This window comes from Paracoccus salsus (genome assembly GCF_021556615.1).
Classification (GTDB): Bacteria; Pseudomonadota; Alphaproteobacteria; order Rhodobacterales; family Rhodobacteraceae; genus Paracoccus; species Paracoccus salsus.
On record NZ_JAKGGD010000006.1, the window covers coordinates 207,342 to 233,405 of the forward strand.

The following is a 26,064-nucleotide window of genomic DNA, read 5'->3' on the forward strand; positions in this document are numbered from 1 at the left end:
TCACGACGCGCGGGTCGGGGAACAACCTCTGCGCTCACGGGTTGAGCCTGGAACGGACTCACGGGAAAGCCCATGCTGGACTGGATTTCGCAGAACGCGACCCTGGTCACCGCCACCGCGCAGATCGTCACCGCCAGCGTTTGGATCGTCTATCTGCACATCCTGGTGCGCAGCATCCAGCGCGGCCGGAAGACCAATATCCTGATAACCCGCGTGGCCGGAAACGCGGATCGCGCGCATCTGATCGTCGGCAACATGGGCGCCGAGCCGATCTTCGTGTCCGGGGTGTTCGCCGATATCGAGATCGACGGCGAGACGTTCGAGGCGGTCGTCGGTGACAACCGCATCCAGTCGAACCGGGAAGACGCCGATCCAGTCCTGCAAGCCACCGAGGGGCCGCTGGACCGAGCAAGATATCGCGATCTTGGCGCGATGTCGGACATTCTGCGCGGGGCCCTGAATTTCCTGGGAAAGTCCGAACAGATCGACCGAGCCGATTGCATGACCGTGACAGTGGTCGCAGAGAGCAGCCAGGACTCGATGCTGGCCGCCGGACAACAATCCTTCCGGGTCCATCGCAAGGGCGACAAGCGCATCTTCCTGCCGATCCGGACCCGCACCCACCAGATTCGCGGCCGCCGGGATCGCCGGCATCTTCTGGATCGCCTGCAACGGCGCATCAGCATGGAAGCCGACAGGGTGGCCGGCAACGACTAGAAGACGATCCGGCTGCGCCGCTCGGCGCCGGAACCAGGTGTTGTGCTGTCCCGGCGTGGCCGCGTCCGCGAGTCCGGTGTCCTTTCACCGGCACGTTCGGTGTCATTCCGGGTGGCTATCGAGGTGGAATCTGGCCGTAGAATTTGGCGGTTCGCTCAAAGCTCGGAACGTGGCGGCGCTTGCCCGCGGTGGTCGGCAACTCGGCGACGTCGATGTGACGGCACCCGATCGGATGGCGCTTGAATTTCGGCCGCCTTGGCTTTCATCCCGCGACGTCGGGCAAACCACAGGTCCCATGCCCTGCAGGCACGGGTGCTGCGCTGGTCTGGTTGGCCGCGGCACCGATGGCTGCAAGGCACGGAGGAAACAAGGGCCGCATCAAGGCTCGGGATCAGGCACCTGGCCGAGGCTTTCCCAAAACCCGCTTTCGCGCGTCAGCCGCTGGAACGAGGGCGGGCGAAAATCCGGCTCGGCCATCGGCGCGACATGGCGTTCGATGGTCAGGCGCGGCCCGTCGATCCTGAGCACGGCGAATTCGTTCTGCAGATCGCTCGGCCGCGCGCACAGCGCCGTCCCGGCCTGGATCTGCAGGATGGACGGATGGCCTCGGGCCAGCAACGCGCGCGCCGCCCAGATGTGAAGATGGCCGCTGAGGGCGATCTGTGCGCCCGCCCGCTCCAGCCTGTGCAGAGCCTCGGGCGCGCGACGCGCCAGCTTCTTGTCGATGCCGGGCAGGTGCTGCAGCGGGTGATGCAGCGCGACGATATTGGTGGCCAGCGGATCCAGCCCCGCCACCAGACGCGCGATCTGGGTATGCCGTATCACCCCGCGCTGACACGCGAACGGGTCGACGCTGTTCAGCCCCAGGACACGGACCTGACCGGCCGCACGCACCGGCGACAGCTCGGATCCGATCCCCTGGCGGTAGCCCGACCAGGGGATCAGGAAACGCACCGGGATATTGTATAACGGGACGTCGTGATTGCCCGGGACGGCCATGACCGGCGCGGTGATGCGCGACAGAAAGCGAGCGGCGTCGTGGAACTGGCCCGGCCGTCCGCGATGGGTCAGGTCGCCGGTCACCACCACCAGATCGGCCTCAAGGCGGTTCAGCCGCGCCAGCAACGGTTCGACCAGTTCGCTTCTGTGAAACCCGAAATGCAGATCCGACAAATGGACGATCCGCGTCATGTGGCGCGGTCCCGTGTCTTGCTGACGCCGTCGGCCGGCAGCAGGACGGTCAGCCCGCCGAGCCAGACCTTGAGATTCAGCGGCGAGGCCATCACGGTCTTTTCGCCGTCATGCGCGATCAGATGGCGCTTCTTGGGCGTCTCGATCGTCAGCGCGTCGGTCAGTATCAGGTCGAAGTCGCTGTCCTTGGCAGAGAAGCCGAAGGCCAGGCGGAACGCCGACCGGATCAGCGGCAGCGGTCGCCTTGCCCTGGCGACCAGAACCGCGAACTGACCCGCACGGATGGCGTCGGCCCCGTCAAGGCCAAAGCTGTCCAGCTGGTAGGCGCTGCGCGCCACGAAGACCAGCGCCGTTGTGAAGTGCCTCGACTGGCCGTCCATCCGTGCCGTCAGCCTCATCGGGTGCCGCAGACGACGCAGCGCCACCAGCACCGACCAGTAGGCGGCGATGCGCGACCGGCCCCAGCGCCTGTAGATGCTTTCGCGCGTCTTCAGGATATGCGGATAGGCGCCAAGGCTGACATTGTTCAGGAAGATCAGGTTCTCGATCTGCCCGATATCGATCGGCGTGAGCCGCGCGTTGCGGATCGTGTCCAGCGCATCGTCAAGCGTCTCGCCAACGCCAAGGTCGCGCGCGAAATAGTTGAATGTTCCGCAGGGCAGAACGCCCATGGCCGTTCCGGTCCCGGCCAGCGCGCTGGCGACTGCAGACTGGGTGCCATCCCCGCCAGCGGCCACCACCACGTCAAAGCCGTCCGCGACGGCGCTGCTGGCCATGTCCACCAGATCCGACCCGCGCCGGGTCTTTCGCAGCGCAAATTCGGCGCAACAGGGCTTCAGCGCCTGCGTGACCGCCCGGGCGAATCCCGTGTCGTCCTTGCGGCCCGCGCCGAGATTCATGATGACGCAAAGACGGCTTTGCGACAGGTCGTGGATGGCGTCTGACATGGGGTGCCCGTGGGATCATCGTTTCACCCCTCAACCCGCGCAAGCGTCGCCTGGTTTCACAAGTGTTGCACGGCCTCTTCGACACTGGGCTTCAGACCGGCGCCGCCGGCCTGGACATACTCTGCCAACTGGCTCCGCATCCGCGGCTCCCAGTAGTCGCGCAAATGATCGGCGATCCTCTCGGGCGCGTTGCCGGGTTGGCTGTCGAAGAAGCTGGCAATCTGGTTGGCCATCATAATCATTTTCTCAGGCGACATCGGAAACCTCGGCCTTCATGCGTTCAGGGTGGGAAAAGAGATCAAAATCCGCGCCGCGCGCAAGGGCGGCCAGGGTCACGCCCGCGCCCTCGGCCAGCCGCAGCGCGTGAAGCGTCGGGGCCGAGACGGCGACCAGCATGGCGCAACCGGCCATCGCGCATTTCTGCACCATCTCGACCGAGACGCGGCTGGTCAGGACAAAAGCGCCCTGTCCCGCATCAAGCCCTTGTCGCGCCATCGCGCCGATCAGCTTGTCAAGAGCGTTGTGGCGGCCGACATCCTCGCGGGCCAGGATCACCCCGCGTCCGGGCAGCAGGAAACCGGCCGCATGGACGGCGCGGCACTGGTCATGCATCCGTTGCCACGCGCGCAGGGATTGGGTGGCCGCGGCGATCTGCCCGGCGGTCAGCACCGGGCCCGCCTTGCGCAGATCGGGAAGCGGTCGGGCGACCTGATCCAGACTGTCAATCCCGCACAGCCCGCAGCCGACCGGCCCGGCCAGTGTCCGACGGCGCGCGGCCAGCGCCTCGGCGCGGTCCTCGGTCAGCCAAAGCCGCGCCTCGATCCCCTGATCATGCGCCACGATCTCACAGGATGCGATCTGGGCAATGTCGGTCACGATGCCCTCGGACAGCGAAAAACCGGTCGCGAAATCGCGGATATCCGCGGGGCTGGCCATCATCACGGCGTGACTGGTGCCGTCATAGACCATCGCCACCGCCGTCTCCTCGGGCAGGACACGGCTTATGGCGCTGCGGCTGCCCCGCGATCCGTCCAGGGCATGGATGTGCAAAGCCTCCGTCGCCCCAAGGGGCTGCGGCAAGTCCATGCGCTATTCCGCCGCCGGCAGGATCCGGCGTGACCTTTCGGCCTGCTCGTTATAGCTTTCCTGCCAGTCCGACGGCCCGTTCGAGGGGCTGACCTGCACCGCCGTCACCTTGTATTCCGGGCAGTTCGTCGCCCAGTCCGAGAAGTCGGTGGTCACCACATTGGCCTGCGTCGCCGGATGGTGGAACGTCGTGTAGACCACGCCGGGCGCCACCTTGTCGGTCAGCGTGGCCCGCAGCGTGGTTTCCCCCGCACGCGAGGCCAGCCGGACCCAGTCGCCCTCGTTCACGCCGCGAAGTTCGGCATCGTGGGGGTGGATTTCCAGCACGTCCTCGGGGTGCCAGACCACATTCGCCGTCCGTCGCGTCTGCGCACCGACATTGTATTGCGACAGAATGCGACCGGTCGTCAGCAGCAGCGGGAAGCGCGGGCCCGATTTCTCGTCGGTCGCCAGATACTCGGTGACGATGAAATGCCCCTTGCCCGAGACGAAGTGATCGACATGCATGGTCGGCGTGCCCTCGGGCGCGTCGTCGTTGCATGGCCACTGGACGCTGCCCTTTTCTTCAAGCAGATCAAAGCTGACATTGGCGAAGCTGGGTGTCGTGGCGGCGATCTCGTCCATGATCTGGCTGGCATGGGTGTAGTGCCAGTTCGCGCCCATCGCGTTGGCCAGAAGCTGCGTCACCTCCCAGTCCTCGTAGCCGTTCAGGGGGTGGATCACCCGGCGGACGCGGTTGATGCGGCGCTCGGCGTTGGTGAAGGTGCCCTCTTTCTCAAGAAAGCTGCTGCCCGGCAGGAACACATGGGCATAATTCGCCGTCTCGTTCAGGAACAGGTCATGGACGATGACGCATTCCATCGCCTTCAGACCCGCCGCAACGTGATGGGTGTCGGGGTCCGATTGCAGGATATCCTCGCCCTGGCAATAGAGACCCTTGAAGGTGCCATCGACCGCCGCGTCCAGCATGTTGGGGATCCTCAGGCCCGGCTCGGGATCGATCTCGACTCCCCAGGCCTTTTCGAAGATCTCGCGCACATCGGGCAGTTTCACATGGCGATAGCCCGGCAATTCATGGGGAAAGCTGCCCATGTCGCAACTGCCCTGCACATTGTTCTGGCCGCGCAGCGGGTTCACGCCGACGCCCTCGCGTCCGACATTGCCGGTCAGCATCGCCAGATTGGCGATGCCCATCACGGTGGTCGAGCCCTGGCTGTGTTCGGTCACGCCCAGACCGTAATAGATCGCGCCGTTTCCGCCGGTCGCGTAAAGCCGCGCGGCCGCGCGCAGATCGGCAGCGGGAACGCCGGTCAGAGCCTCCATCGCCTCGGGGCTGTGGCGGTCCTGGCTGACGAAATCGACGTAATACTGGAACTCGTCCCAGTCGCAGCGTTCGCGGATGAAGGCTTCGTTCACCAGGCCTTCGGTCACGATCACATGCGCCATCGCGGTGACCACGGCGACATTCGTCCCCGGACGCAGCGGCAGGTGGTAGGCGGCCTCGACATGCGGGCTGCGCACGATGTCCGTGCGGCGCGGATCGACGACGATCAGCCTTGCCCCCTCACGCAGCCGCTTTTTCAGACGGCTGGCGAAGACCGGGTGGCCGTCCGTCGGATTCGCGCCGATGATCATGACCACGTCGGACTTTTCGACGCTGTCGAAATCCTGAGTCCCGGCCGAGGTTCCGAAGGTCTTGCCGAGCCCGTAACCGGTCGGCGAGTGGCACACCCGCGCGCAGGTGTCGGTGTTGTTGTTCATGAACACCGCGCGGGCCATTTTCTGAACCAGGTAGGTTTCCTCGTTGGTGCAGCGGCTGGAGGTGATCACCCCGACCGAGCGGCGTCCGTATTTCCGCTGCAATCCCAGCATGCGGTCGGCGGCGAAGGCCAGCGCCTCGTCCCATTCGACCTCGCGCCAGGGTTCCTCGATCGTGTCGCGGATCATCGGCTTCAGGATGCGGTCCTTGTGCTGGGCATAGCCATAGGCGAAGCGACCCTTGATGCAGCTATGGCCGCGATTCGCCTTGCCGTGCTTGTAGGGCACCATCCGCACCAGCTCATCGCCGTTCATCTCGGCCTTGAAGGTGCAGCCGACCCCGCAATAGGCGCAGGTGGTGAGGATCGAGCGTTCGGGCGTACCCATCTCGATCACCGATTTTTCCTGCAGCGTCGCGGTCGGGCAGGCCTGGATGCAGGCGCCGCAACTGACGCAGTCCGACGTCAGGAAATCATCGGTCGCGGTGCCGGCACTGACCTTGCTTTCGAAGCCGCGCCCCTCGATGGTCAGGGCAAACGTGCCCTGCACCTCTTCGCAGGCCCGCACGCAACGCGAGCAGACGATGCATTTCGACGGGTCGAAGGTGAAATACGGGTTGCTTTCGTCCTTGGGCGTGTAGCGCGGATTGGCCTCGGCGACCGGCATCCGCAGACGGGCCTCGGCCTGGCTGCGCGCGCCGGTATCGGTCGGGTCGAAATGGTTCTGGCCGGGCGTGTAGCGCACGTCGCGCAGACCCACCTGCCCTGCCGTATCCTGCAATTCGCAATCGCCATTGGCCGCACAGGTCAGGCAGTCCAGCGGGTGGTCGCTGATATACAGCTCCATCACGCCGCGACGGATCTTCTTGATCTTGCCCGACTGGGTATGGACCACCATGCCCTCGGCGACCGGGGTCGTGCAGGATGCGGGCGTGCCGCGCCGTCCCTCGATCTCGACCACGCACAGGCGGCATGACCCGAAGGCTTCCATGTTGTCGCTGGCGCACAGCTTGGGCACCATGATCCCGACCTGGGCAGCCGCGCGCAGCACCGAGGTGCCCTCGGGCACGGTGACGCCGAAACCGTCGATGGTCAGCGTGACCGGCGCGCCCGTCCGGGCCGGAGTGCCCATGTCGCGGTCGTCGCCAGGTGCAAATTGCGGGATGATGAAGTCCTTCATTCGGCGGCCTCCTTCTGGGTCGCGAAGTCGTCGGGAAAGTTCTGCAGCGCGGACATGACCGGATAGGGCGTGAAGCCCCCCAGCGCGCATAGCGAGCCATCCCGCATCGTATCACAAAGATCGGTCAGAAGTGCGGCGGCGGCGGCATCGCCCGCGGCAATGCGGTCGATCGTCTCGACGCCGCGCACCGCGCCGATCCGGCAGGGTGTGCATTTGCCGCAGCTTTCGATGGCGCAGAATTCCATCGCGAAGCGCGCCATGTGCAGCATGTCGGCGCTGTCGTCAAAGACCACAAGCCCGGCATGGCCGATCAGCCCGCCCTCGGCATCGAACTCCTCGTAGCCCATCGCCGTGTCGAATTTCGAGACCGGCATATAGGCCCCAAGCGGTCCTCCGACCTGCACGGCCTTGACCGGCCGGCCGCTTGCGGTGCCCCCGGCGATGTCGTTCACGACCTCGCCCAGGGTGATGCCGAACCCGGCCTCGAACAGCCCGCCGCGCCGGACATTGCCGGCGATCTGCAAGGTCGCCGTTCCGCGCGAGCGGTTATGTCCCAGCCCGGCATACAGCGCCGCGCCGCGTTCGAAGATCACCGGCACGGTCGCCAGGCTGATGACGTTGTTGACCACGGTCGGCTTGCCGAGGAAGCCTTCAAGCGCCGGAAGGGGCGGCTTGGCGCGAACCACGCCGCGCTTGCCTTCAAGCGAGTTCAGCAGGCTGGTTTCCTCACCGCAGACATAGGCGCCCGCGCCGACCCGGATCTCCATGTCGAATGCGTGGCCCGATCCCAGCACCGCAGGCCCAAGCACGCCGGCGCTGCGGGCGATCTGCACGGCCCGGTTCATCACCTTGATCGCATCGGGATATTCGGACCGCAGATAGACGTAGCCGCGCGTCGCGCCGACGCCGAGACCGGCGATCACCATGCCTTCGATCAGCGTGAACGGATCGCCCTCCATGATCATCCGGTCGGCGAATGTGCCGCTGTCGCCCTCATCGGCGTTGCAGACGATGTATTTCTGCGTGGCCTCGGCCTGCATCACCGTCTTCCACTTGATGCCGGTCGGAAAGCCCGCGCCGCCGCGGCCGCGCAACCCGCTGTCGGTGACCTCCTGCACGATGGCCTCGCGGCCCATGCCGATGGCCCGGCGCAGACCGGCCAGCCCGCCATGGGCCTGATACTCGTCCAGGTCCAGCGGATCGATGATGCCGCAGCGGGCAAATGTCAGGCGCGTCTGGCGCGCGAAGAACGGAATGTCCTCGACGCGGCCCAGGCTGTCCAGTTCGCCGTCAAGCAGAGCGCCGGCGTCCTCGGGCGTGACCGGCCCGAACGCCACGCGTCCCTCGCCCGCGTCGATCTCGACCAGCGGCTCCAGCCAGATCATGCCGCGCGTTCCGTTGCGGATGATCTGCACATCAATTCCGCGTGATCCGGCCTCGCGGGCGATCGCTTCGGCCACGTCGTTGGCGCCGACGGCCTTGGCGGCGCTGTCCATGGGAACCCAGATCTTCATGCGCCGGCCTCGTTCAGCAGCTTGTCCATTCGCGCCTCGTCCAGCCGCGCGACCACGCGGTCGTCCAGCATCGCCGCGGGCGCGCAGGCGCACATCCCGAGGCAATAGACCGGCTCGACCGTCACGGCACCGTTGCGGGTGGTATCGTGCCAGCCGATGCCCAGCTTGGCCAGCGTCGCTTCCGCCAGCGCGTTGCCGCCCATGGACTGGCAGGCCTCGGCCCGGCAGATTTTCAGAATATGCTTTCCGGCCGGGGACTTGCGGAAGTCATGGTAGAAGCTGATGACGCCATGCACCTCGGCCCGGCCGAGATTGAGCACCTCGGCCAGAACCGGCACGGCAGGTTCGGGCACGAAGCCGTATTCATCCTGCAACGCGTGCAGCATGGGCAGAAGCGGCCCTTCCAGAGAGGTCAGAGGGGCGACGATGGCCCGGATCTCACCCTCTGTCGGGGCTGGCGATGAAAGCGTCATGGCTGGCCTTTCGAGAATTCTGAACACAAGGAAACAGGTTTGACGATCCAAAATCAATATCGTTGTTCCGTCGCTCGATAGAGATTATCTATCCCCAACCATCCGCCGCGCCTCGGCCAGCAGCGCCTCCAGGACCGGGGTATGCGGTTCGCGCCAGGGCGCGACGAGGCCGACCGCGTGGATGGTTTCGGGCCGTGCCAGCTGCACCAGCCGCAGCGCCTTGCCGTGACTGAGAAACCTGGCGATGTCCTCGGGCAGGATGGTCACCCAGCCGCCCTCCAGCACATGCGAGACAAGAACCACGGTCGAACTGGATTCGACGGTGGCCTGCGGCGTCACCCCGGCGGCGGCGAGGTTGCGGTTGATGATCCGCCGGTTCTGCATGTCAGAGGTCAGCAGGCACAGCCGGTGCCCCTCCAGGTCCGACCAGGCCACCCTGTCGCGCGCGGCCAGCGGCGAGGCCGCCTCGCAGACCAGCATGTAGCGTTCATCGTAAAGCCGCACCATGCTGACCTTGCCAAGCGGTTCGTTGTCCAGATACGAGATGCCCGCATCCACATCGAGATCGTCGATCATCTGCAGGATTTCGACCGAGGTGCGCGACAGGATCGTGAAGCCGACATTGGGATGCGCCTTGCCGAAGCGGGCGCTGATCTTGGCCGCCCATGTCAGCGCCGTCGGGATCACCGCGATGCGCAGCCGTCCCGACAGCCCGTGGCGGGTGGCGCGCATCTCTTCGCGCAACTGCCTTGTGTCGCCGACGATACGTCGCGCCCAGATCAGCGCCGACTGGCCCTCGGGCGTCAGCCCGCCATAGCGCGAGCCGCGAAAGATCAGCAGGACGCCAAGCTGTGCCTCAAGCTGCTTGATTCCCGCCGACAGGGTCGGCTGGGTGATCCCCAGCGATTGCGCCGCGCGGCCGAAATGGGCCTCCTTGGCGACCGCCAGAAACATCTCGAGCTTGTCGATCAAGGCATCCCCCGCTTCATCGACGCCATCAAGCCCGCCGCGCGGCCCGGCGTCAACGGTCTCGCGAAACCGGCGTGTCGTCCATCTGGTCCTTGCGCCCCAGAAGCCTGCGCATCAACACAAAGAACAGCGGCGCGAACAGGATGCCCAGCACCGTGGCGGCCAGCGTCCCGCCCAGCACCGTCGCGCCGATCGCGTTGCGACCGTTCGCGCCCGCACCACTGGACAGCACCAGCGGCAGCACGCCCAGAGAGAACGCGATCGAGGTCATGATGATCGGGCGGAAACGCTGGCGGGCGGCCTCGACGACGGCGCGGAACAGCGGCATGCCGGATTCCGACTGCCCGCGGGCGAATTCCACGATCAGGATGGCGTTCTTGCCGGTCAGTCCGATCACCGTCAGAAGACCGACCTGGAAGAACACGCCATTGTCGAACCGTCCCAGAAACGCCCCCACAAGCGCGCCAAGGATCCCGATCGGCATGACCAGGATCACCGCCAGCGGGATCGACCAGCTTTCATAAAGCGCCGCAAGGCACAGAAAGACCGCAGCCAGCGACAGGGCGTAAAGCAGCAGGGTCTGATCGCCCGATTCACGTTCCTCAAGCGAAAGTCCCGTCCAGGCGACGTCGAAGCCGCCGGGAATCTGGGCCACCAGTCGCTCGATCTCGGCCATGGCCTCGCCCGACGCGACACCGGGCGCCGGGCCGCCCTGGATCTGCATCGAGGGAATGCCGTTATATCGGGTCAGCCCCTGTGGCCCGAAGGTCCAGCTTCCTTCCGCGAAATTCGAGAATGGCACCAGTCCGCCCGTCACATTCCGGACCCGCCACTTTTCCAGGTCCGCAGGCGTGGCCCGGGCCTCGGCCTCGCCCTGCACATAGACACGCTTGATGCGGCCGCGATCGACGAAATCATTCACATAGGCACCGGTCCAGGCGACCTGCAACAGGTTCGCGACATCCGTCGCGGTGACGCCCATCGCACCGGCCTTGCGCCAGTCCACGTCCAGCCGATACTGCGCCGCATCCTCGAGCCCCGAGGGGCGCGCCTGTGCGATCAGCGTGCTTTGCCCGGCCATGCCCAGCAACTGGTTGCGCGCCGCAAGCAGTTGTTCATGCGACTGCCCGCCGCGCGCCTGAAGATAGAAGTCGAATCCCGACACGTTGCCCAACTCGATCACCGAGGGCGGCACGATCGGAAAAACCATCGCATCGCGGATCTGGCTCAGCGCGCCGAAGGCCCGGCCCGCCACGGCCTGCACCGATTGCGAGGGATCGGGCCGCTGGTCCCAGTCCTTCAGCCGCACGAAGGCGATGCCGACATTCTGCCCCTGCCCCGCAAAGCTGAACCCGGCCACGGCGAACATCGATTCCACCGCCTCGGATTCCTGGTTCAGCATGTAGTCCTGAACCTGCTCGAGGACCGCGATCGTCCGCCCGGTGGTGGCGCCGGTGGGGGCACTGACCAGGACGAACATGATGCCCTGATCCTCATCGGGCAGAAAGCCCTCGGGCGTGCGGACGAACAGCAGCGCCATGACCAGCCCAAGACCGGCATAGATCAGCAGCACCCGCAACGGTCGCCGCACGATCCAGCCCACCGCCCCGGTATAGCCTTTCGTCGTCTGGTCGAAGCCGCGGTTGAACAGCCTGAACAGCCCGCGCTTCCGGGCATGAGCCGGCTTCAGCATCGAGGCGCACAGCGCCGGCGTCAGGGTCAGCGCGACGACCACCGACAGCCCCATGGCCGAGACGATGGTGATCGCGAATTGCTGGTAGATCACCCCGGTCGAGCCGCCGAAAAACGCCATCGGAACGAACACCGCCGACAAGACCAGCGCGATCCCGATCAGCGCGCCGGTGATCTGGCCCATGGATTTCCGCGTCGCCTCGCGCGGGGACAACCCCTCTTCCTCCATGATCCGTTCGACGTTCTCGACCACCACGATCGCGTCATCGACCAGCAGGCCGATGGCCAGCACCATCGCCAGCATGGTCAGCGTGTTGATGGTAAAGCCGAAGGCCGCCATGATCCCGAACGTGCCCAGCAGCACGATCGGCACCGCCAGCGCCGGGATCAGGGTCGCGCGCCAGCTTTGCAGGAACACGAACATGACGGCGGTGACCAGCACGATCGCCTCGATCAGCGTCTTGACCACCTCCTCGATCGAGATCCGGACGAAGGGCGAGGTGTCGAACGGGATCACGTAGTCGACGCCTTCCGGGAAGAACTGCGCGAACTCCGCCATCCGCTGCTTCACCCGGTCGGCGGTGTCCAGCGCGTTTGCGCCGGGGGCAAGGCTGATCGCCATGCCGGTCGAAGGCCGGCCGTTGAAGGTCGCCGTCGAGGAATAGCTTTCCGCCCCGATCTCGACCCGCGCCACATCCTGCAAGAGGACCAGCCCGCCATTTTCCTCGGCGCGCAGCACGATCTGGCGGAAATCCTCGGGCGTCGACAGAAGCGATTGCGCGGTGACGGTGGCGTTCAGCTGCTGGCCGTCGGGCGCGGGCTCGCTGCCGAAGGCGCCCGCCGAAATCTGGGTGTTCTGGGCCGCGACCGCCGAGACCACGTCCGACGGCGAAAGCTCGTAGGCGGCCAGCCTGGACGGGTCCAGCCAGATCCGCATCGCATATTTCGCGCCGAAGACCTGCACGCTACCGACCCCCTCGATCCGGCTGAGATCATCGACGAGGTTGGTCACCAGATAGTCCGACAGATCGGTCTGGTCATACTCCTCGTCGCCGATCAGGCCGATGACCATCAGAAAGCCGGACGCCGATTTCTGGACCTGCACGCCCTGTCGCTGCACGGGTTCGGGCAGCAGCGGCATCGCCTGCGAAAGCTTGTTCTGCACCTGCACCTGGGCGATGTCCACGTCGGTGCCGGTCTCGAAGGTAAGGGTGATCGTGGAACTGCCCGCCGAGGTCGAGTTCGACGACATGTAGCGCAGACCGTCCAGCCCGGTCATCTGCTGTTCGATGATCTGCGTGACGGTGTTGGCCACGGTCTCCGCCGACGCCCCCGGATAGGTGGCGCGGACCGCCACCGATGGCGGCGCGATCTGCGGATACTGCGCGACCGGCAACGACAGGATCGACAGCAGGCCGATCCCCATGATGATGATCGAGATGACCCAGGCAAAAACAGGACGGTCGATGAAGAAACGGGCCATGACTGATCTTTCGCTTGTCCTGCTTGCGGCGGTCGTCGTGCTGTCAGTCGCTGGCCGGGCCCGCGCCGGCGGCCGGGCCTTCGGTCGATCCAGCATCGTCGCGCTCTTCAGGGGTCACGGTCATGCCGGCGCCGATCTTCTGCAAACCCGCCACGACGATCCGTTCGCCCGCCACCAGCCCGTCCCGGACGACCCAGCGGTTGCCCTGATCCTGGATGATATCCAGCAGTCGTTCCTCGACCACGTTGTCGGCGTTCACGACCATCGCGACCGGGCGGCCGCGCCGGTCGCGTGTGACACCTTCCTGGGGTGCAAGGATGGCGCCGCGCAGATGCGCCTGCGGCAGATCGGCCAGCACATACATCCCGGGCAGCAGAATGCCGTCGGGGTTGGCGACTTCCATCCGCAGGGTAATCACGCCGGTCGTCTCGTCCACATGCGGTTCGGCGGCGGTCAGCGAGGCGGTGTGTTCATAGATCGAGCCGTCGGCCAGCCGAAGCGCAACCGTGCGGTCGGCGCCCTCGGGCAGCGCGGCCGCGGGGCCCTGGCGCTGCCACCGGACGATCTCGGCGGCGGACTGGGTCACGTCGACGCGCACCGGATCGATCCGCCGGATCACCGCAAGCGGCGCGGTCTGGCTGGCCGTGACCAGCGCGCCCTGGCTGGCCTGAGCCAGGCCGATGACCCCGCCGATCGGGGCGGTGATCGTGGTCCGGTCAAGGTCGATGCGGGCCGCCATCAGCTGCGCCTCGGCCGCCTTGACGGCAGCGTCGGCGGCGTCGCGCGCGGCCACGGCACTGTCCTGGGTCTGTTCGCTGGCGACGCGGCGGTCGCGCAGGGCCGCGACGCGTTCGGCGTCGCGACGGGCGGCATCAGCCTGGGCGGTGGCCTGGGCCAGGGCCGCCTCGGCCTGCGCCACGCCGGCCTCGTAGCTGCGCGGGTCGATCCGGTAAAGCGGCGCGCCTTCCTCGACCTGGCTGCCCTCGTCGAACAGCCTTTCGGTGATGAGACCGTTCACCTGCGGGCGCAGCTCGGCTTCGGCCGAGGCAATGACCCGGCCAGGCAGGCTGGCCGTCAGCGTCACGTCCGAAGCCTGAAGCGTGACCACGGTCACCGCAGGCGGCGGCGCCTCGCCGCCGGGCTGCTGCTGGGCCAGCACCGGCAGCGCCAGGACCACGGTCGCCATCAGGCCGGCGATCAACAGGGTTCGGGACAGCGTTTCCATGCCGGCAGGTCCGCTTGAATGTGAGTGGTCGCGTTCGCAAAGGGAACCGAGACCGCGAAACACGCGGTCGAGGTTACGCTAACGCTATCGTGAAAAAAGGCAACACTCACCGGACATGGTCGGGCGCCAGCCATGCCGTGGCCGCATGAAGGGCCGGGGAAGCTTCCGGCGCGGCGACGGGCAAAAGCCGCCGCGCCGGTCAGGTCGGATCAGGCCAGATCGAACCGATCGGCGTTCATCACCTTGGTCCACGCGCGAACGAAATCGCGCAGGAACTTCGGCTGGTTGCCCTCGCAGGCATAGACCTCAGCCAGCGCCCGCAGCTGCGAGTTCGAGCCGAAGACCAGATCGACGCGCGTTCCGGTCCATTTCCGTTCGCCGGTCGTCCGGTCATGCCCCTCGTAAAGCTCGGTCGAGCCCTCGACGGCTTTCCATTCGGTTCCCATGTCCAGAAGGTTGACGAAGAAATCGTTCGTCAGCTGGCCGGGACGGTCGGTGAACACGCCGTGGCTGGACTGGCCGTGATTGGCCCCAAGCACGCGCAGGCCACCGATCAGCACCGTCATTTCAGGCGCGGTCAGCGTCAGCAGCTGCGCCCGGTCCACAAGCATCTTTTCCGTCGGCACGGTATAATCGGCCTTCAGATAGTTGCGGAAGCCGTCGGCCTCGGGTTCCAGGACCGCCATGCCCTCGACATCGGTCTGATCCTGGCTGGCATCGGTGCGGCCCGGGGTGAAGGGCATCTCGATCGCGCCGCCAGCGGCCTGTTCGATCGCCGCGACGCCGCCCAGCACGATCAGATCGGCCAGCGACACCCGCTTTCCGCCCGTGGCGCTGGCGTTGAAATCAAACTGGATCCCTTCCAGCACGCCCAGCACTTTCGAAAGCTGCTCGGGCTGGTTGACCTCCCAGTCCTTCTGGGGTGCCAGCCGGATCCGCGCGCCATTCGCGCCGCCCCGCTTGTCCGAGCCGCGGAACGTCGCCGCCGAGGCCCAGGCGGTCTGGACCAGCTCTGCCACGCCGAGCCCCGATGCCATGATCCTTGCCTTGAGATCGGCGATGTCCTGCGTGTCGATCAGCGGATGATCGACCGCCGGGACCGGGTCTTGCCACAGAAGATCCTCGGAGGGGACCTCGTTGCCCAGATAGCGCGCCTTCGGACCCATGTCGCGGTGGGTCAGCTTGAACCATGCGCGGGCAAAGGCCTCTTTCAGCTCGTCCGGGTTCTGGTGGAAGCGGCGCGAGATCGGCTCGTAGATCGGGTCCATCCGCATCGCCATGTCGGCGGTGGTCATGATGGTCTTGACCTTGCGGTTTGAATCGTCGGCGGCCGGCGCCATGTGATCCTCGTCGACTCCGATCGGGGTCCACTGATGCGCGCCGGCGGGGCTTTTCGTCAGTTCCCATTCATAGCCGAACAGCATGTCGAAATAGCCGTTGTCCCAGGCGACCGGGTTCGGCGTCCATGCCCCCTCGATGCCCGAGGTGATGGTGTGGCCGCCCTTGCCGCTTTCGTGACGGCTGACCCAGCCCAGACCCTGGGCGGCGATGTCCTCGCCCTCGGGCTCGCGGCCGACCAGGGCCGCGTCACCGGCACCGTGGCATTTGCCGAATGTGTGGCCGCCGGCGGTCAGGGCAACGGTCTCCTCGTCGTTCATCCCCATCCGGGCAAAGGTCTCGCGGATGTCACGGCCCGAGGCGACCGGGTCGGGGTTGCCGTCCGGCCCTTCCGGGTTCACGTAGATCAGCCCCATCTGCACGGCGGCCAGCGGGTTTTCCAGCACGCGGTCGCCCGAATAGCGGCTGCCCTTCGTGTCGGACGTGGCCAGCCACTCTTCTTCGGTGCCCCAGTAGATGTCCTCCTCGGGCTCCCAGATATCCTCGCGGCCGCCGCCGAAGCCGAAGACCTTGCCACCCATCGATTCGATGGCGCAGTTGCCGGCAAGGATCATCAGGTCGGCCCAGGACAGAGCGTCGCCGTATTTCTGCTTGACTGGCCACAGCAGACGCCGGGCCTTGTCCAGATTGGCGTTGTCGGGCCAGCTGTTCAGCGGCGCGAAACGCTGGCTGCCCGAGGCCGAGCCGCCGCGCCCGTCGCCGGTCCGGTACGTCCCCGCGCTGTGCCACGCCATGCGGATGAAGAACGGACCGTAATGGCCGTAATCGGCCGGCCACCAGTCCTTGCTGTCGGTCATCAGCGCGAACAGGTCCCGCTTGACCGCGTCCATGTCGAGCCGCTTGAACGCGGCGGCGTAATCGAAATCGCCGCCCATCGGATTTCCGAGCGGCGTGTTCTGATGCAGGATCTTCAGGTTCAGCTGGTTCGGCCACCAGTCGCGGTTCGACCGCACCTCGAGCGTGGCGTTCTTGAACCCGCCATGCATCACCGGGCAACCGCCGCCTGTCTCGATATCGTTTCCGTCCATGATCGTCTCCCCTGTGGAATGGAATGGCCGCGCCGCGCCGCGATTCCGGCGGTTCCACCACGGGGCAGCAACCCGACACCTGTTCGGCGTCGCGTCACGCCACGATGGCGGATCGATCCCGCCGAGCCACGCAGGCCCCGGGCCTGGCGCAAGTTCTCAGCCGTCACACTAGCAAGCCACGGCGATAGAGATAAGTCGTATATTCTGATCGTGGCGATCAGGCAATCTTATGTCTGGTCGCCGGCGAACGACGGGCCGGGCCATGAAAACGGGCCGGGCCATGAAAAAAGGCGCCCCGCGACGGGGCGCCCGATATCAGGCTGCGAAACGCTTCAGGCCGCGCGCGACAGCAGGACGTCCTCGACGCGCTTCTGTGCGGCACCCTCGTCCAGACCGCTGACGGCCGCGACCTCGCGGGTCAGGCGATCCAGCGCGGCCTCGTAAAGCTGACGCTCGGAATAGGACTGCTCGCGCTGCTCGTCGTTGCGGTGCAGATCGCGGACGACCTCGGCGATCGACATCAGATCGCCCGAATTGATCTTCTGATCGTATTCCTGGGCGCGACGCGACCACATGGCGCGCTTGACGCGGGCCTTGCCTTTCAGCGTTTCCAGTGCGCGGTCGATCAGGTCGGGCGTGGACAGGCCGCGCATGCCGATCTCGGATGCGCGGGCGGTCGGCACGCGCAGGGTCATCTTGTCCTTGTCGAACAAGATGACGAACATTTCCAGCCGCAGTCCCGCAACCTCCTGCTCTTCGATCTGTACGATCCGGCCAACACCATGGGCCGGATAGACGACGAAATCATCGGGGCGGAATTCGTTTTTCTTGGTCTTGGACATATGGCTTCCTCTGAGTGGTGCCTTTATAAGAGCACAAAGAACCGCAAGCGGCGAATGCCGCCCCCGGTTCAACTTTGATCCTGGAATTTACCTCATGCCCGGCAGAGGGCGTGAAGTATAAGGTCGGGGCGCACAAGTGATGGACCTCTGACTCCCATCAGATGCGAATGTGAAGGCAACATAACACAAATAAAGCCCAAAAAAAAGTGCGTTGACATCAACGCACAACGCGTGGGCAGCGCGAATTTTCGACTGCATGGTCAAAGTGTTAAGTTTTCAGCCCCGGTCAGGTCACGACCATGTCGGTGCGAATCGCCCCGATCCGCCACTCCCGCAGCGGAAACGCGGCAGGAGAGGGTCGCCGACACGTGCGGCATCCCGCCTGTTCGGCCTCAGTCACCCTCGCCCGGCGCTTCCGAGAAATATTTGTCAAGCTTGCCCGCCACGCCGTCCATCTCTTCCGCGGTCGGCAGCGGATCCTTCTTCTGGGTGATGACGGGCCATTGTTCCGAATATTTCCGGTTGAACTCGACCCATTTCTCCATGTCCGGTTCGGTGTCGGGGCGGATCGCGTCCGCCGGGCATTCCGGCTCGCAGACGCCGCAATCGATGCATTCATCCGGATGGATCACCAGCGCGTTCTCACCCTCGTAGAAGCAATCGACGGGGCATACCTCGACGCAATCGGTGTACTTGCACATGATGCAGTTATCGGTGACGACATAGGTCATGACACGCTCCCGTTCGCTCCGCCGCGGTGTTACGCCCGGCGGGGGAATCATTCAAGACCGGGCGCGCCGAAAAGACCGCCGTTCCGGACCTCGCCGCGAGGCAGGACTGGCGTTCGCCGGGTCCCGCGCCGGGGCGAACGGCGTGCGGCCGCAGCTGCCGCAGGCCGATCCGCCGCCACTCAGTCGCAGGCCAGATCCTCGTAAAGCGCGCGGGCCTCGGATGCGGGGCCGCGACGGTCTCCAAGCGCGAGAATCCGCAGGCTGACAACCTCTCCATGCGCCGAGACCACCAGCCGGTCGCCCGGCTTCACGGCCCGGCCGGCCTTCCGGCAAGGCTGGCCGTTCAAGCGTATGCCGCCACCCTCGATCCGTTCGGCGGCCAGGCCGCGCGACTTGAACAGCCGCGCGTGAAACAGCCATTTGTCCAGCCGCAGCCCGTCCGCTGTTGCCGTCACTTCTTGTCTTTGAGGGCGGCGAGGATCGCGAAGGGACTGTCGGGATCGGCCTTCTTCTCGGGGCGCGCGGTATAGGTCTTGGGCTCCTGCTGCCGCGGCTTGCCGGCCTTCTTGGGTCCGCCCTTGCCGCGCGGCTTGCCGCCTTCGCGCCCCTCCCGGGCAGGCTGTCCGCCATCGGCGCGTGCCTCGCGATGGTCGCCGCCCTCCTTGCGGGGACCGCGCCGCGCCTGCCCCTCACCCTGCGGGCGACGGTTGGCGGCGCGCGGCCTGGGCGCCCAACGGAACGTGTAGAACACCTCGATCTCGGGCGCGGCCTCGGGCGCGGCGTCCGGCGTCTGATCCGACGCGTCGGCCGGGCCCTCGGGGTCAGCCTGAGCTGCGGCCGCGGCCGCGGCGCGACGCTTTTCAGCCTGCTCGGCCTCCCATTTCGCGCGGGTCTCGGCAGCCAGAACGCTTTCCTCCTCGGTCAGCGGCGCGTCCGAGGCCGTGCGTTCGGGTTCGACGGGCGCGGCGACCGGCTCGACAGGCTTGACCTTCTCGCGCTCGCCCCTCTCGGCGGCATAGCCAAGCCCCTGCATCAGCCCCGCGAACTGCTCCAGCGTCATGCCGGTGATCGACAGCATGTCGGCATTGGCCTCGAAGCCCCCGCGCGTATCCTGGGCGCGCAGCAAGTCTGCCAGCCGTTCCAGCATGTCGATGCGGATCGCGCGATCGCCCGCAGGTCGATAGCCCGACAGCGTGTAATACCCGTCCGGCACATCCGGCAGATGCGGGATCGTGACCAGCCCCGGCGGCGGGCTTTCGGGAAACTCGTCCAGACCTTCGGCCAGTGACCACAGGACCAGTCGCAGCCGCGTCGGCGCCGGCTTCAGCAGCAGCGGCATGAAGATGGTGAACTGGCCAAAGCGGACGCCATGCTTGCGCAGCAGGCCGCGCGCCTCCTGGTCCAGTTCCTTGACATCGGACGCCACCCCATCGCGCGGCAGCACGCCAAGCGCCTCGACCAGCCGGAAGGCAAAGCCCTTGGCCATTCCGGTCAGCCCCTCGTCCTTCTGCATCGCGGTCAGCGGCTCGAACAGCGCGGCCACCTTGCGGTCGATGAAGTGCTGCAGGCGGCGACGCACCTTTTCGGCAATCTCGGGACCGGCCTCTTCGTCGACGAACACCTCGACTCCGGGATGCAGCGCGTCCGGACCCTTGACCAGCTTGCCGACCGCCGAAGAGCCCCACATCAGGCCGCCCTGCTCGGTGAAATCAAGTTCGGTGTCCGGCGAATTGTAGAACCGGTCCGCGCGCAGGTGGAATTCGGGGCGCAGCGCCTCGTGGCTGGCGCGGTTCAGCGTCCTGGCCTCGTCCGCCGAGGCGGTCTGGTCGGGCCGGAAGCGGAAACCCTCGAGACGGCCGGCGAATTCGCCCTCGACCGTCACTTCGCCCTTGTCGTTCACTTCGGCCACAAGGCTCTCCTTCTGCTTGAGCCGGCGCAGCAACACCGAGGTGCGCCGGTCCACAAATCTTTGCGTCAGTGCCGCGTGCAGCGCATCCGACAGGCGGTCTTCTACAGCGCGCGTCTCGCCGCGCCAATGGCTTTCGTCCTCGACCCAGCCGCTGCGCTGCGCGACATAGGTCCATGTGCGGATATATGCCAGCCGCTTCGACAACGCATCGATGTCGCCATGGGTCCGGTCGATGCGCTGGACGGCGCGGCCCAGCCAGTCCGACGGGATCGCGCCATCCTGAAGGAACCCGAATATCCGTGCCAGAAGCCCGGCATGTTCGGTCGGCGAAATACTGCGGAAGTCGGGCACCCGGCAGACATCCCAAAGCAGGCGCACATCCTTGCCGCCCTGCACCCGATCGCGGATATCGGGCATGTCGCGCAGGGCTTTCAGGGCATGCAGGTCATCGGCCTCGCGCCCGCGGCTGAGCCATTCGTGGCCCGAGGCGGCTTCCAGGCTTTGCACCAGCCGGTCCATGGTCCCGAATTCCGGTGCGCTGTTGCGCCACACCAGGCTGCTGATCGGCTGGAAGCGGTGGTTCTCGATCGCCTCGACCAGCCCGTCCTCCAGCACCCGCGCCTCGCCGGTGACACCGAATGTGCCTGGCTCGGTGTGCCGCCCGGCCCGGCCGGCGATCTGGCCCAGCTCATGGGGGAAAAGCGGGCGGACCCGGCGGCCGTCGAACTTGTGGGTGGCGCTGAAGGCGACATGGCGGATGTCGAGGTTCAGCCCCATGCCGATCGCGTCGGTCGCCACCAGATAGTCCACCTCGCCGTTCTGGTACATCTCGACCTGGGCGTTGCGGGTGCGGGGCGACAACGCACCCATGACCACGGCGCAGCCGCCCTTCTGGCGGCGGATCAGCTCGGCCATCGCATAGACATCATCGACGCTGAAACCGACGATGGCACTGCGCGCGGGCATCCGCGACAGCTTTTTCGAGCCAGCCCAGCTCAGCGTCGAAAACCGCTCGCGCCGCTGGAACTGGACGCCGGGCACCAGCGCCGCGATCGCGGGGCGCATCGTGTCGCTGCCCAGCAGCAGCGTCTCGTGCAGGCCGCGCATGTTCAGCAGCCGGTCGGTGAAGACGTGGCCGCGCCCCGGATCGGCGCAAAGCTGGATCTCGTCGATGGCCACGAAATCGGCCCCGATCTCGGGCATGGCCTCGGTGGTGGCGACCCAGTACTGGACGCGCTGGGGGACGATGCGTTCCTCGCCGGTGACCAGCGCCACGACCGAGGGACCGCGCGCGGCGACGATCCGGTCATAGACCTCGCGCGCCAGCAGGCGCAGCGGCAGCCCGATCACGCCGGTCCGGTGGGCCAGCATGCGTTCGATCGCGTAGTGGGTCTTGCCGGTGTTGGTCGGGCCGAGGACGGCCGTGACCCGGCCCCTGTCATGGATGCTCATGGCGTCAGATTTCGGTGCCCTGTTCCTGGCGTTCCAGACGTTCCACGCCGTCGATCGCCTCTTGCTGATGGGGATGGATCTTCAGGCTTTCGCGATAGGCCTTCAGGGCGCCCTGCCGGTCGCCCATCTCTTCCAGCATGACGCCAAGCTGCGTCAGTGCGGCGAAATGGCGCGGTTCCAGTTGCAGCGTCCGGGCCAGATCCGCGACCGCGGGGCCGAACGCGCCGGCCGTGGCAAGCGCCGCGGCGCGCAGGTGCCAGCCCGCCGCGAAATCGGGCGCATGGTCGGTCAGCGCCGTCAGATGGCCGATCGCGATGTCGGTGTTCCCCTCGTCCAAAGCTTGCTCGCCACGTTTCAGCAGCAGATCCATCGAGGCCGATCCTGATTTCGACCACTCCCGCAGGATGTCGCTTTCAGCGATCCGCCAGGCTTCGCCCTCGGGCCTTGCCAGCTGCGCGAACAGCGCGTCCATATCCGGCCCGTCCTGCGCCGCGGCAGGCCGGGTCAGCACGAAAACGGTTGCGAAGATGGCGAAAATCGTAAGAAGTCGGTGGCAGGTTGCCGCGACGACGGGATGGTCATGATGGCGTTCCGGGCGCATAGACCGGGTGTAACCCAGCCCGCATGCCGGGCGCCAGCCAAAGCGCGATGAGAGGATGGAAATGAGCAAAGTTGTGAACGCCGCGGTCGAAAGACTGAACGAAAAGATCGGCAGCTTCGGTTCGACGGCGAAATTCGTGATCGAGGACGAGGGCGCGATCATGATCGACGGCGACGGCGCGCGCGCCGGCGACGAAGAGGCCGAGGTGACGCTGCACGCCAGCCGCGAGACCTTCGAGGGAATCCTGAGCGGCGACGTCAACCCGGCGACCGCCTTCATGACCGGCAAGCTGAAGGTCGACGGCAACATGGGCGTGGCGATGCAGCTTGGTCAGGCGCTGTCCTGAACCGCATGACCCAGGAACCTGCACCGTTCCGGCAGTTGCCGGACGACGACCGCCGCCCGGCGACCGCATTCTGGGTTACCGCCGATGACGGCGTCAGGCTGCGCCTGGCGCTTTGGCGCAGCGATGCCGACCGGACCATGGGCAGCGTGCTGCTGTTTCCGGGTCGCACCGAATATATCGAGAAATATGCCCCTTTTGCCCAACGGCTGAACGCCGAGGGCTACGAGGTGATGGCGATCGACTGGCGCGGCCAGGGGATGTCCGACCGGCTGCAGAAGGATCCGCGCCCGGGCCATGTCGGCAATTTCTCGGACTATCAGCGCGACGTGGTCGAGATGGTGGTCGCGGCAACCGATCTTGACCTGCCGCGGCCCTGGCACCTGCTGGCCCATTCGATGGGCGGCTGCATCGGGCTGGCTGCGCTGCATGACCAGTTGCCGATCGCAAGCGCGGTCTTTTCGGCCCCGATGTGGGGGATCAACCTTCGCCAGATGCCGCACGGGGTCGCACTTGGCGTCGCCTACATGGCCGGCCGGCTGGGGCATGGCGGGCGTTCCACGCCGGGCAGCGGCGCGGGCGGCACCTATTTTCTGGACGAGGCATTCAGCGCCAATCTGTTGACCACGGATGCGAGCGAATGGTGCCGGCTGCTGCGCGAGGCGGCCGAATGGCCCGAACTGACCATCGGCGGGGCCAGCTTCAACTGGGTGTCGCAAGCCCTGAACGAATGCTCGCGGCTTGCGCGGCTGGATTCGCCCGCCCTGCCCATGACCGTCTCGCTTGGCCGCGAAGAAAAAGTCGTCTCGATCCCGGCGATCCGTGACCGCGTCGCGCGCTGGCCCGGCGCCACCCTTCTCGAGATCGAGGGCGCGCGCCACGAAGTCATGATGGACGGGCCGGAACGACGCGAGCAATTCCTCGACGCCGCCTTGCGACAGTTTTCGCAGAGCTGACGGGTTGCGGGTCACTCGTCGCCGGACGTCGCCCGCTCTGCCTCCGGAGGCGCGGTTGCGCGCGCGGGCGCAGCGACCGACCCCGGCAGGCGCAGCCTGACGCGCTTGATGCGGCGGGGGTCGGCATCGACGACCTCGAACTCGGCGCCGGAATCATGGGCGATCACCTCGCCGCGCAGCGGCACCCGGCCGGTCAGCATGAAAATCAGCCCGCCAAGCGTATCGACCTCTTCGTCCTCGTCCTCGCTGGCCAGCTTGAGCCCGGTCTCGGCCTCGACCTCGCTCAACGGCGCCCGGGCCTGGATCAGCCACTGGCCCGGCTTTTCCGCGACCCACAGCCCGCCCTCGACCTCGTCATGCTCGTCCTCGATCTCGCCGATGACCTGCTCGATCAGATCCTCGATCGTCACCAGCCCGTCAACGCCACCGTATTCGTCGATCACCAGCGCCATGTGCGACCGTTTCTGCTGCATCTGCTGCAACAGCACGCCGATCGGCATCGAAGGCGGAACATACAGCAGAGGGCGCAGCATCGGGCGCAGCGTGAACTTGCCGCCCTTGCCGAAGCCATGCTTCAGCGCAAGGTCCTTGAGGTGGATCAGCCCCAGCGGGCTGTCCAGCGTTCCGCGAAAGACCGGCACCCGCGAGAAGCCATGCTCGCGAAACATCTCGACCAGATCCTCAAGCGTCACGTTCAGCGGCGCTGCGATGATCTCGGCCTTGGGGATCGCGACGTCATCGACGCGCATCCGTCGCAGGTTGACCATGCCGGGCGCCGGCGCCGCGACGGGGCGATCCTGTTCCTGGTGGTCCTCGTCGCCCTCGTCCGAACCGGTCAGAGCATCGAAGAATCGACCGAAGAAACCGCGGGAGCTGGGCAGATCGCGCCCGTCTCCTCCGCAGCCATCGGCGGGGGCGGCAGCGTCATCGCCCAGAAAATGTTCGGGTAATCGGGACTCGGCGTTCATCAGACCTTCTCATGATAGGGATCGGGGATATCCAGCGATTGCAGGATCGAACGCTCGGCTGCCTCCATGGTTTCGGCATCGGCGTCGTTCAGGTGATCATAGCCCAGCAGATGCAGTGTGGCATGCACCAGCAGATGGGTGACGTGATCGGCGAAAGGCTTTTGCTGCCCGCGGGCTTCGGCCAGGCAGGTGTCGTAGGCGATGGCGATGTCGCCCAGCTCGTCCGTGTCGGGCGGCAGGGGCCGTGCGCCCGGGTCACGGGGCGCATGTTCGACCGAAGGCCATGAAAGCACGTTGGTCGCCTGCGGCTTGCCGCGGAAATCGGCATTCAGAGCCGCGATCCGCTTGTCATCGCAGCCCATGACGACCACATCGCCCGCGATCCCATGCCAGCGCAGCGCAGCGGACACTGCGCCCGCGGCGAGCCCCTCAAGTCCTGCTTCGTCCCATCGGTCATCCTCGATGACGCAATCGGCGGTGATCTCGTCAGGCATGGTCGCTTCGTATTGCCCGTCGCGGCACGTACTGGCCGCGCGGCCCCTCGGTATCGCCGCGCGCGATCGCGGCGGCATCCTCGGCATCATAGGCATCGATGATCCGCGCCACAAGCGGGTGACGCACAACGTCGCGTGCGGTGAAATAGCTGAAGCTGATTCCCTTGACCTGGTCGAGGATGCGCTCGGCATCGACCAGCCCCGACTGCATGCCGCGCGGCAGGTCGATCTGGCTGCGGTCGCCGGTGATGACCATCCGCGAGCCTTCCCCCAGACGCGTCAGGAACATCTTCATCTGCATCTGTGTGGCGTTCTGCGCTTCGTCCAGAACGACGAAGGCGTTGGCAAGCGTTCGCCCGCGCATGAAGGCCAAAGGCGCGATCTCGATGCGCTTTTCCTCCATCAGCTTCTGCATCTGCTTGCCGGGCAGGAAATCGTTCAGCGCGTCGTAAAGCGGCTGCATGTAGGGATCGACCTTTTCCTTCATGTCCCCGGGCAGAAAGCCCAGGCGCTCTCCGGCCTCGACGGCCGGGCGCGAGAGGATGATCTTGTCCACATGGCCGTTGATCAGCATGGTCACGCCGACCGCGACGGCCAGATAGGTCTTGCCGGTCCCGGCGGGTCCGATGCCGAAGGCCAGCTCGTTCTCGAACAGCGCGCGGACATAGGATTTCTGCGCGTCGGTGCGCGGTTCGACCGATTTCTTGCGGGTGCGAAGCTCGTAATTGCCGGCCGAGAACATCTCGATCTGCTCGGCCGGGCTGGTCTCGGTCGTGCCATCGATGCCCATGCGCAGCGCGGCTTCGACCTCGGCCAGGCTGACGGCCTTGCCCTGCTCGAGCCTGCCATAGAGGCCGCGCAGCAACTGCGCCGCCTCGGCCTGCGCCTCGGGTCCGCCGACGACGGCAAGCTGGTTGCCGCGGCGCAGAATATGGATGCCGAGGGCCTCCTCGATGCGCGCCAGATGACGGTCATTGGCACCGCACAGGTCGATGAGAAGCCGGTTGTCGGGAAATTCCAGCAGGGTTTCGCTTGGGTGGGTCGCGACGGGGGGCGTTGGGGTCAGGCCCAAATTGATCTCCAGCTTAATCCTCTGTGCATATGGTGG

General features: G+C 66.3%; 22 protein-coding genes. 3 read left to right on the forward strand and 19 right to left on the reverse strand.

Translation table 11 applies throughout. The features are described 5' to 3' along the window. Positions 1–72: 72 nt before the first annotated feature. Positions 73–717 (forward strand): hypothetical protein, encoded by a 645-nt coding sequence (locus tag L1965_RS13100; protein WP_235756894.1) that lies wholly within the window; start codon positions 73–75, stop codon positions 715–717. Positions 718–1,095: 378 nt separating this feature from the next. Here L1965_RS13100 and L1965_RS13105 read toward each other — a convergent pair whose 3' ends face one another. From L1965_RS13105 to L1965_RS13180, 16 genes are all read right to left on the reverse strand, one after another. Next, positions 1,096–1,908: a metallophosphoesterase family protein gene (locus L1965_RS13105; protein ID WP_235756895.1), complete on the reverse strand. Its 813-nt coding sequence runs from the start codon at positions 1,906–1,908 to the stop codon at positions 1,096–1,098. After that, positions 1,905–2,855 (reverse strand): diacylglycerol/lipid kinase family protein, encoded by a 951-nt coding sequence (locus tag L1965_RS13110; protein ID WP_235756896.1) that lies wholly within the window; start codon positions 2,853–2,855, stop codon positions 1,905–1,907. Before L1965_RS13110 ends, L1965_RS13105 begins: the two co-directional genes overlap by 4 nt. A 56-nt stretch (positions 2,856–2,911) precedes the next feature. After that, complete coding sequence (locus L1965_RS13115) at positions 2,912–3,112, reverse strand: formate dehydrogenase subunit delta (protein WP_235756897.1); 201 nt, start codon at positions 3,110–3,112, stop codon at positions 2,912–2,914. After that, positions 3,102–3,941, reverse strand: coding sequence for a formate dehydrogenase accessory sulfurtransferase FdhD (fdhD, locus tag L1965_RS13120; protein ID WP_235756898.1), 840 nt, complete (start codon positions 3,939–3,941; stop codon positions 3,102–3,104). The genes L1965_RS13115 and fdhD overlap by 11 nt, the downstream gene beginning before the upstream one ends. Before the next feature lie 3 nt (positions 3,942–3,944). Next, the gene (gene fdhF / locus L1965_RS13125) at positions 3,945–6,878 is read right to left on the reverse strand and encodes a formate dehydrogenase subunit alpha (protein ID WP_235756899.1); all 2,934 of its coding nucleotides are present in this window, start codon (positions 6,876–6,878) and stop codon (positions 3,945–3,947) included. Continuing rightward, a complete protein-coding gene (locus L1965_RS13130) occupies positions 6,875–8,392 on the reverse strand; it encodes a formate dehydrogenase beta subunit (protein ID WP_235756900.1) in 1,518 nt (505 codons plus the stop codon). The genes fdhF and L1965_RS13130 overlap by 4 nt, the downstream gene beginning before the upstream one ends. Beyond that, entirely contained in the window at positions 8,389–8,865 is a 477-nt protein-coding gene (locus tag L1965_RS13135; RefSeq protein WP_235756901.1) for a formate dehydrogenase subunit gamma, read from the reverse strand. The genes L1965_RS13130 and L1965_RS13135 overlap by 4 nt, the downstream gene beginning before the upstream one ends. A gap of 84 nt (positions 8,866–8,949) precedes the next feature. Then, positions 8,950–9,837 carry a LysR family transcriptional regulator gene (locus tag L1965_RS13140; RefSeq protein ID WP_235756902.1) on the reverse strand — a complete coding sequence of 296 codons (888 nt, stop codon included), beginning with the start codon at positions 9,835–9,837 and terminating at the stop codon, positions 8,950–8,952. Between the two features lie 49 nt (positions 9,838–9,886). Continuing rightward, positions 9,887–13,009 carry an efflux RND transporter permease subunit gene (locus L1965_RS13145; RefSeq protein WP_235756903.1) on the reverse strand — a complete coding sequence of 1,041 codons (3,123 nt, stop codon included), beginning with the start codon at positions 13,007–13,009 and terminating at the stop codon, positions 9,887–9,889. A 43-nt stretch (positions 13,010–13,052) separates the two neighbouring features. Then, positions 13,053–14,234 carry an efflux RND transporter periplasmic adaptor subunit gene (locus L1965_RS13150; RefSeq protein ID WP_235756904.1) on the reverse strand — a complete coding sequence of 394 codons (1,182 nt, stop codon included), beginning with the start codon at positions 14,232–14,234 and terminating at the stop codon, positions 13,053–13,055. A gap of 209 nt (positions 14,235–14,443) precedes the next feature. After that, positions 14,444–16,660 (reverse strand): catalase/peroxidase HPI, encoded by a 2,217-nt coding sequence (katG, locus tag L1965_RS13155; RefSeq protein WP_235756905.1) that lies wholly within the window; start codon positions 16,658–16,660, stop codon positions 14,444–14,446. A gap of 332 nt (positions 16,661–16,992) precedes the next feature. Further along, entirely contained in the window at positions 16,993–17,502 is a 510-nt protein-coding gene (locus tag L1965_RS13160) for a CarD family transcriptional regulator (protein WP_235756906.1), read from the reverse strand. Positions 17,503–17,894: 392 nt separating this feature from the next. Further along, entirely contained in the window at positions 17,895–18,233 is a 339-nt protein-coding gene (fdxA, locus tag L1965_RS13165; RefSeq protein WP_235756907.1) for a ferredoxin FdxA, read from the reverse strand. Between the two features lie 179 nt (positions 18,234–18,412). Next, the gene (locus L1965_RS13170) at positions 18,413–18,688 is read right to left on the reverse strand and encodes an RNA-binding S4 domain-containing protein (RefSeq protein WP_235756908.1); all 276 of its coding nucleotides are present in this window, start codon (positions 18,686–18,688) and stop codon (positions 18,413–18,415) included. After that, a complete protein-coding gene (locus L1965_RS13175; protein ID WP_439332092.1) occupies positions 18,685–21,588 on the reverse strand; it encodes a helicase-related protein in 2,904 nt (967 codons plus the stop codon). The genes L1965_RS13170 and L1965_RS13175 overlap by 4 nt, the downstream gene beginning before the upstream one ends. A 10-nt stretch (positions 21,589–21,598) precedes the next feature. Further along, positions 21,599–22,066 carry a tetratricopeptide repeat protein gene (locus L1965_RS13180; protein WP_235756910.1) on the reverse strand — a complete coding sequence of 156 codons (468 nt, stop codon included), beginning with the start codon at positions 22,064–22,066 and terminating at the stop codon, positions 21,599–21,601. Positions 22,067–22,256: 190 nt separating this feature from the next. Between L1965_RS13180 and L1965_RS13185 the strand changes: the two genes are divergently transcribed. Then, the gene (locus L1965_RS13185) at positions 22,257–22,541 is read left to right on the forward strand and encodes an SCP2 sterol-binding domain-containing protein (protein ID WP_235756911.1); all 285 of its coding nucleotides are present in this window, start codon (positions 22,257–22,259) and stop codon (positions 22,539–22,541) included. Positions 22,542–22,546: 5 nt separating this feature from the next. Beyond that, positions 22,547–23,494 (forward strand): alpha/beta fold hydrolase, encoded by a 948-nt coding sequence (locus tag L1965_RS13190; RefSeq protein ID WP_235756912.1) that lies wholly within the window; start codon positions 22,547–22,549, stop codon positions 23,492–23,494. Positions 23,495–23,505: 11 nt separating this feature from the next. Here the strand turns inward: L1965_RS13190 and L1965_RS13195 are convergent, their stop codons facing one another. From L1965_RS13195 to L1965_RS13205, 3 genes are read right to left on the reverse strand one after another with little or no spacing between them, the layout of a single operon-like run. Continuing rightward, on the reverse strand, positions 23,506–24,462 hold the full coding sequence (locus tag L1965_RS13195; protein WP_235756913.1) for a hemolysin family protein: 957 nt from the start codon (positions 24,460–24,462) through the stop codon (positions 23,506–23,508). Next, positions 24,462–24,956 carry an rRNA maturation RNase YbeY gene (gene ybeY / locus L1965_RS13200; protein ID WP_235756914.1) on the reverse strand — a complete coding sequence of 165 codons (495 nt, stop codon included), beginning with the start codon at positions 24,954–24,956 and terminating at the stop codon, positions 24,462–24,464. The genes L1965_RS13195 and ybeY overlap by 1 nt, the downstream gene beginning before the upstream one ends. Next, positions 24,949–26,028, reverse strand: coding sequence for a PhoH family protein (locus L1965_RS13205; protein ID WP_235756915.1), 1,080 nt, complete (start codon positions 26,026–26,028; stop codon positions 24,949–24,951). Before L1965_RS13205 ends, ybeY begins: the two co-directional genes overlap by 8 nt. Between the last annotated feature and the right edge of the window lie 36 nt (positions 26,029–26,064).

Bases quoted from the DNA above. Each gene is read 5' to 3' on its own strand.
- L1965_RS13100 (WP_235756894.1), top strand. From the start codon at position 73: ATGCTGGACTGGATTTCGCAGAACGCGACCCTGGTCACCGCCACCGCG.
- L1965_RS13105 (WP_235756895.1), bottom strand. From the start codon at position 1,908: ATGACGCGGATCGTCCATTTGTCGGATCTGCATTTCGGGTTTCACAGA.
- L1965_RS13110 (WP_235756896.1), bottom strand. From the start codon at position 2,855: ATGTCAGACGCCATCCACGACCTGTCGCAAAGCCGTCTTTGCGTCATC.
- L1965_RS13115 (WP_235756897.1), bottom strand. From the start codon at position 3,112: ATGTCGCCTGAGAAAATGATTATGATGGCCAACCAGATTGCCAGCTTC.
- fdhD (WP_235756898.1), bottom strand. From the start codon at position 3,941: ATGGACTTGCCGCAGCCCCTTGGGGCGACGGAGGCTTTGCACATCCAT.
- fdhF (WP_235756899.1), bottom strand. From the start codon at position 6,878: ATGAAGGACTTCATCATCCCGCAATTTGCACCTGGCGACGACCGCGAC.
- L1965_RS13130 (WP_235756900.1), bottom strand. From the start codon at position 8,392: ATGAAGATCTGGGTTCCCATGGACAGCGCCGCCAAGGCCGTCGGCGCC.
- L1965_RS13135 (WP_235756901.1), bottom strand. From the start codon at position 8,865: ATGACGCTTTCATCGCCAGCCCCGACAGAGGGTGAGATCCGGGCCATC.
- L1965_RS13145 (WP_235756903.1), bottom strand. From the start codon at position 13,009: ATGGCCCGTTTCTTCATCGACCGTCCTGTTTTTGCCTGGGTCATCTCG.
- L1965_RS13150 (WP_235756904.1), bottom strand. From the start codon at position 14,234: ATGGAAACGCTGTCCCGAACCCTGTTGATCGCCGGCCTGATGGCGACC.
- katG (WP_235756905.1), bottom strand. From the start codon at position 16,660: ATGGACGGAAACGATATCGAGACAGGCGGCGGTTGCCCGGTGATGCAT.
- L1965_RS13160 (WP_235756906.1), bottom strand. From the start codon at position 17,502: ATGTCCAAGACCAAGAAAAACGAATTCCGCCCCGATGATTTCGTCGTC.
- fdxA (WP_235756907.1), bottom strand. From the start codon at position 18,233: ATGACCTATGTCGTCACCGATAACTGCATCATGTGCAAGTACACCGAT.
- L1965_RS13180 (WP_235756910.1), bottom strand. From the start codon at position 22,066: ATGGACGCGCTGTTCGCGCAGCTGGCAAGGCCCGAGGGCGAAGCCTGG.
- L1965_RS13185 (WP_235756911.1), top strand. From the start codon at position 22,257: ATGAGCAAAGTTGTGAACGCCGCGGTCGAAAGACTGAACGAAAAGATC.
- L1965_RS13190 (WP_235756912.1), top strand. From the start codon at position 22,547: ATGACCCAGGAACCTGCACCGTTCCGGCAGTTGCCGGACGACGACCGC.
- L1965_RS13195 (WP_235756913.1), bottom strand. From the start codon at position 24,462: ATGAACGCCGAGTCCCGATTACCCGAACATTTTCTGGGCGATGACGCT.
- ybeY (WP_235756914.1), bottom strand. From the start codon at position 24,956: ATGCCTGACGAGATCACCGCCGATTGCGTCATCGAGGATGACCGATGG.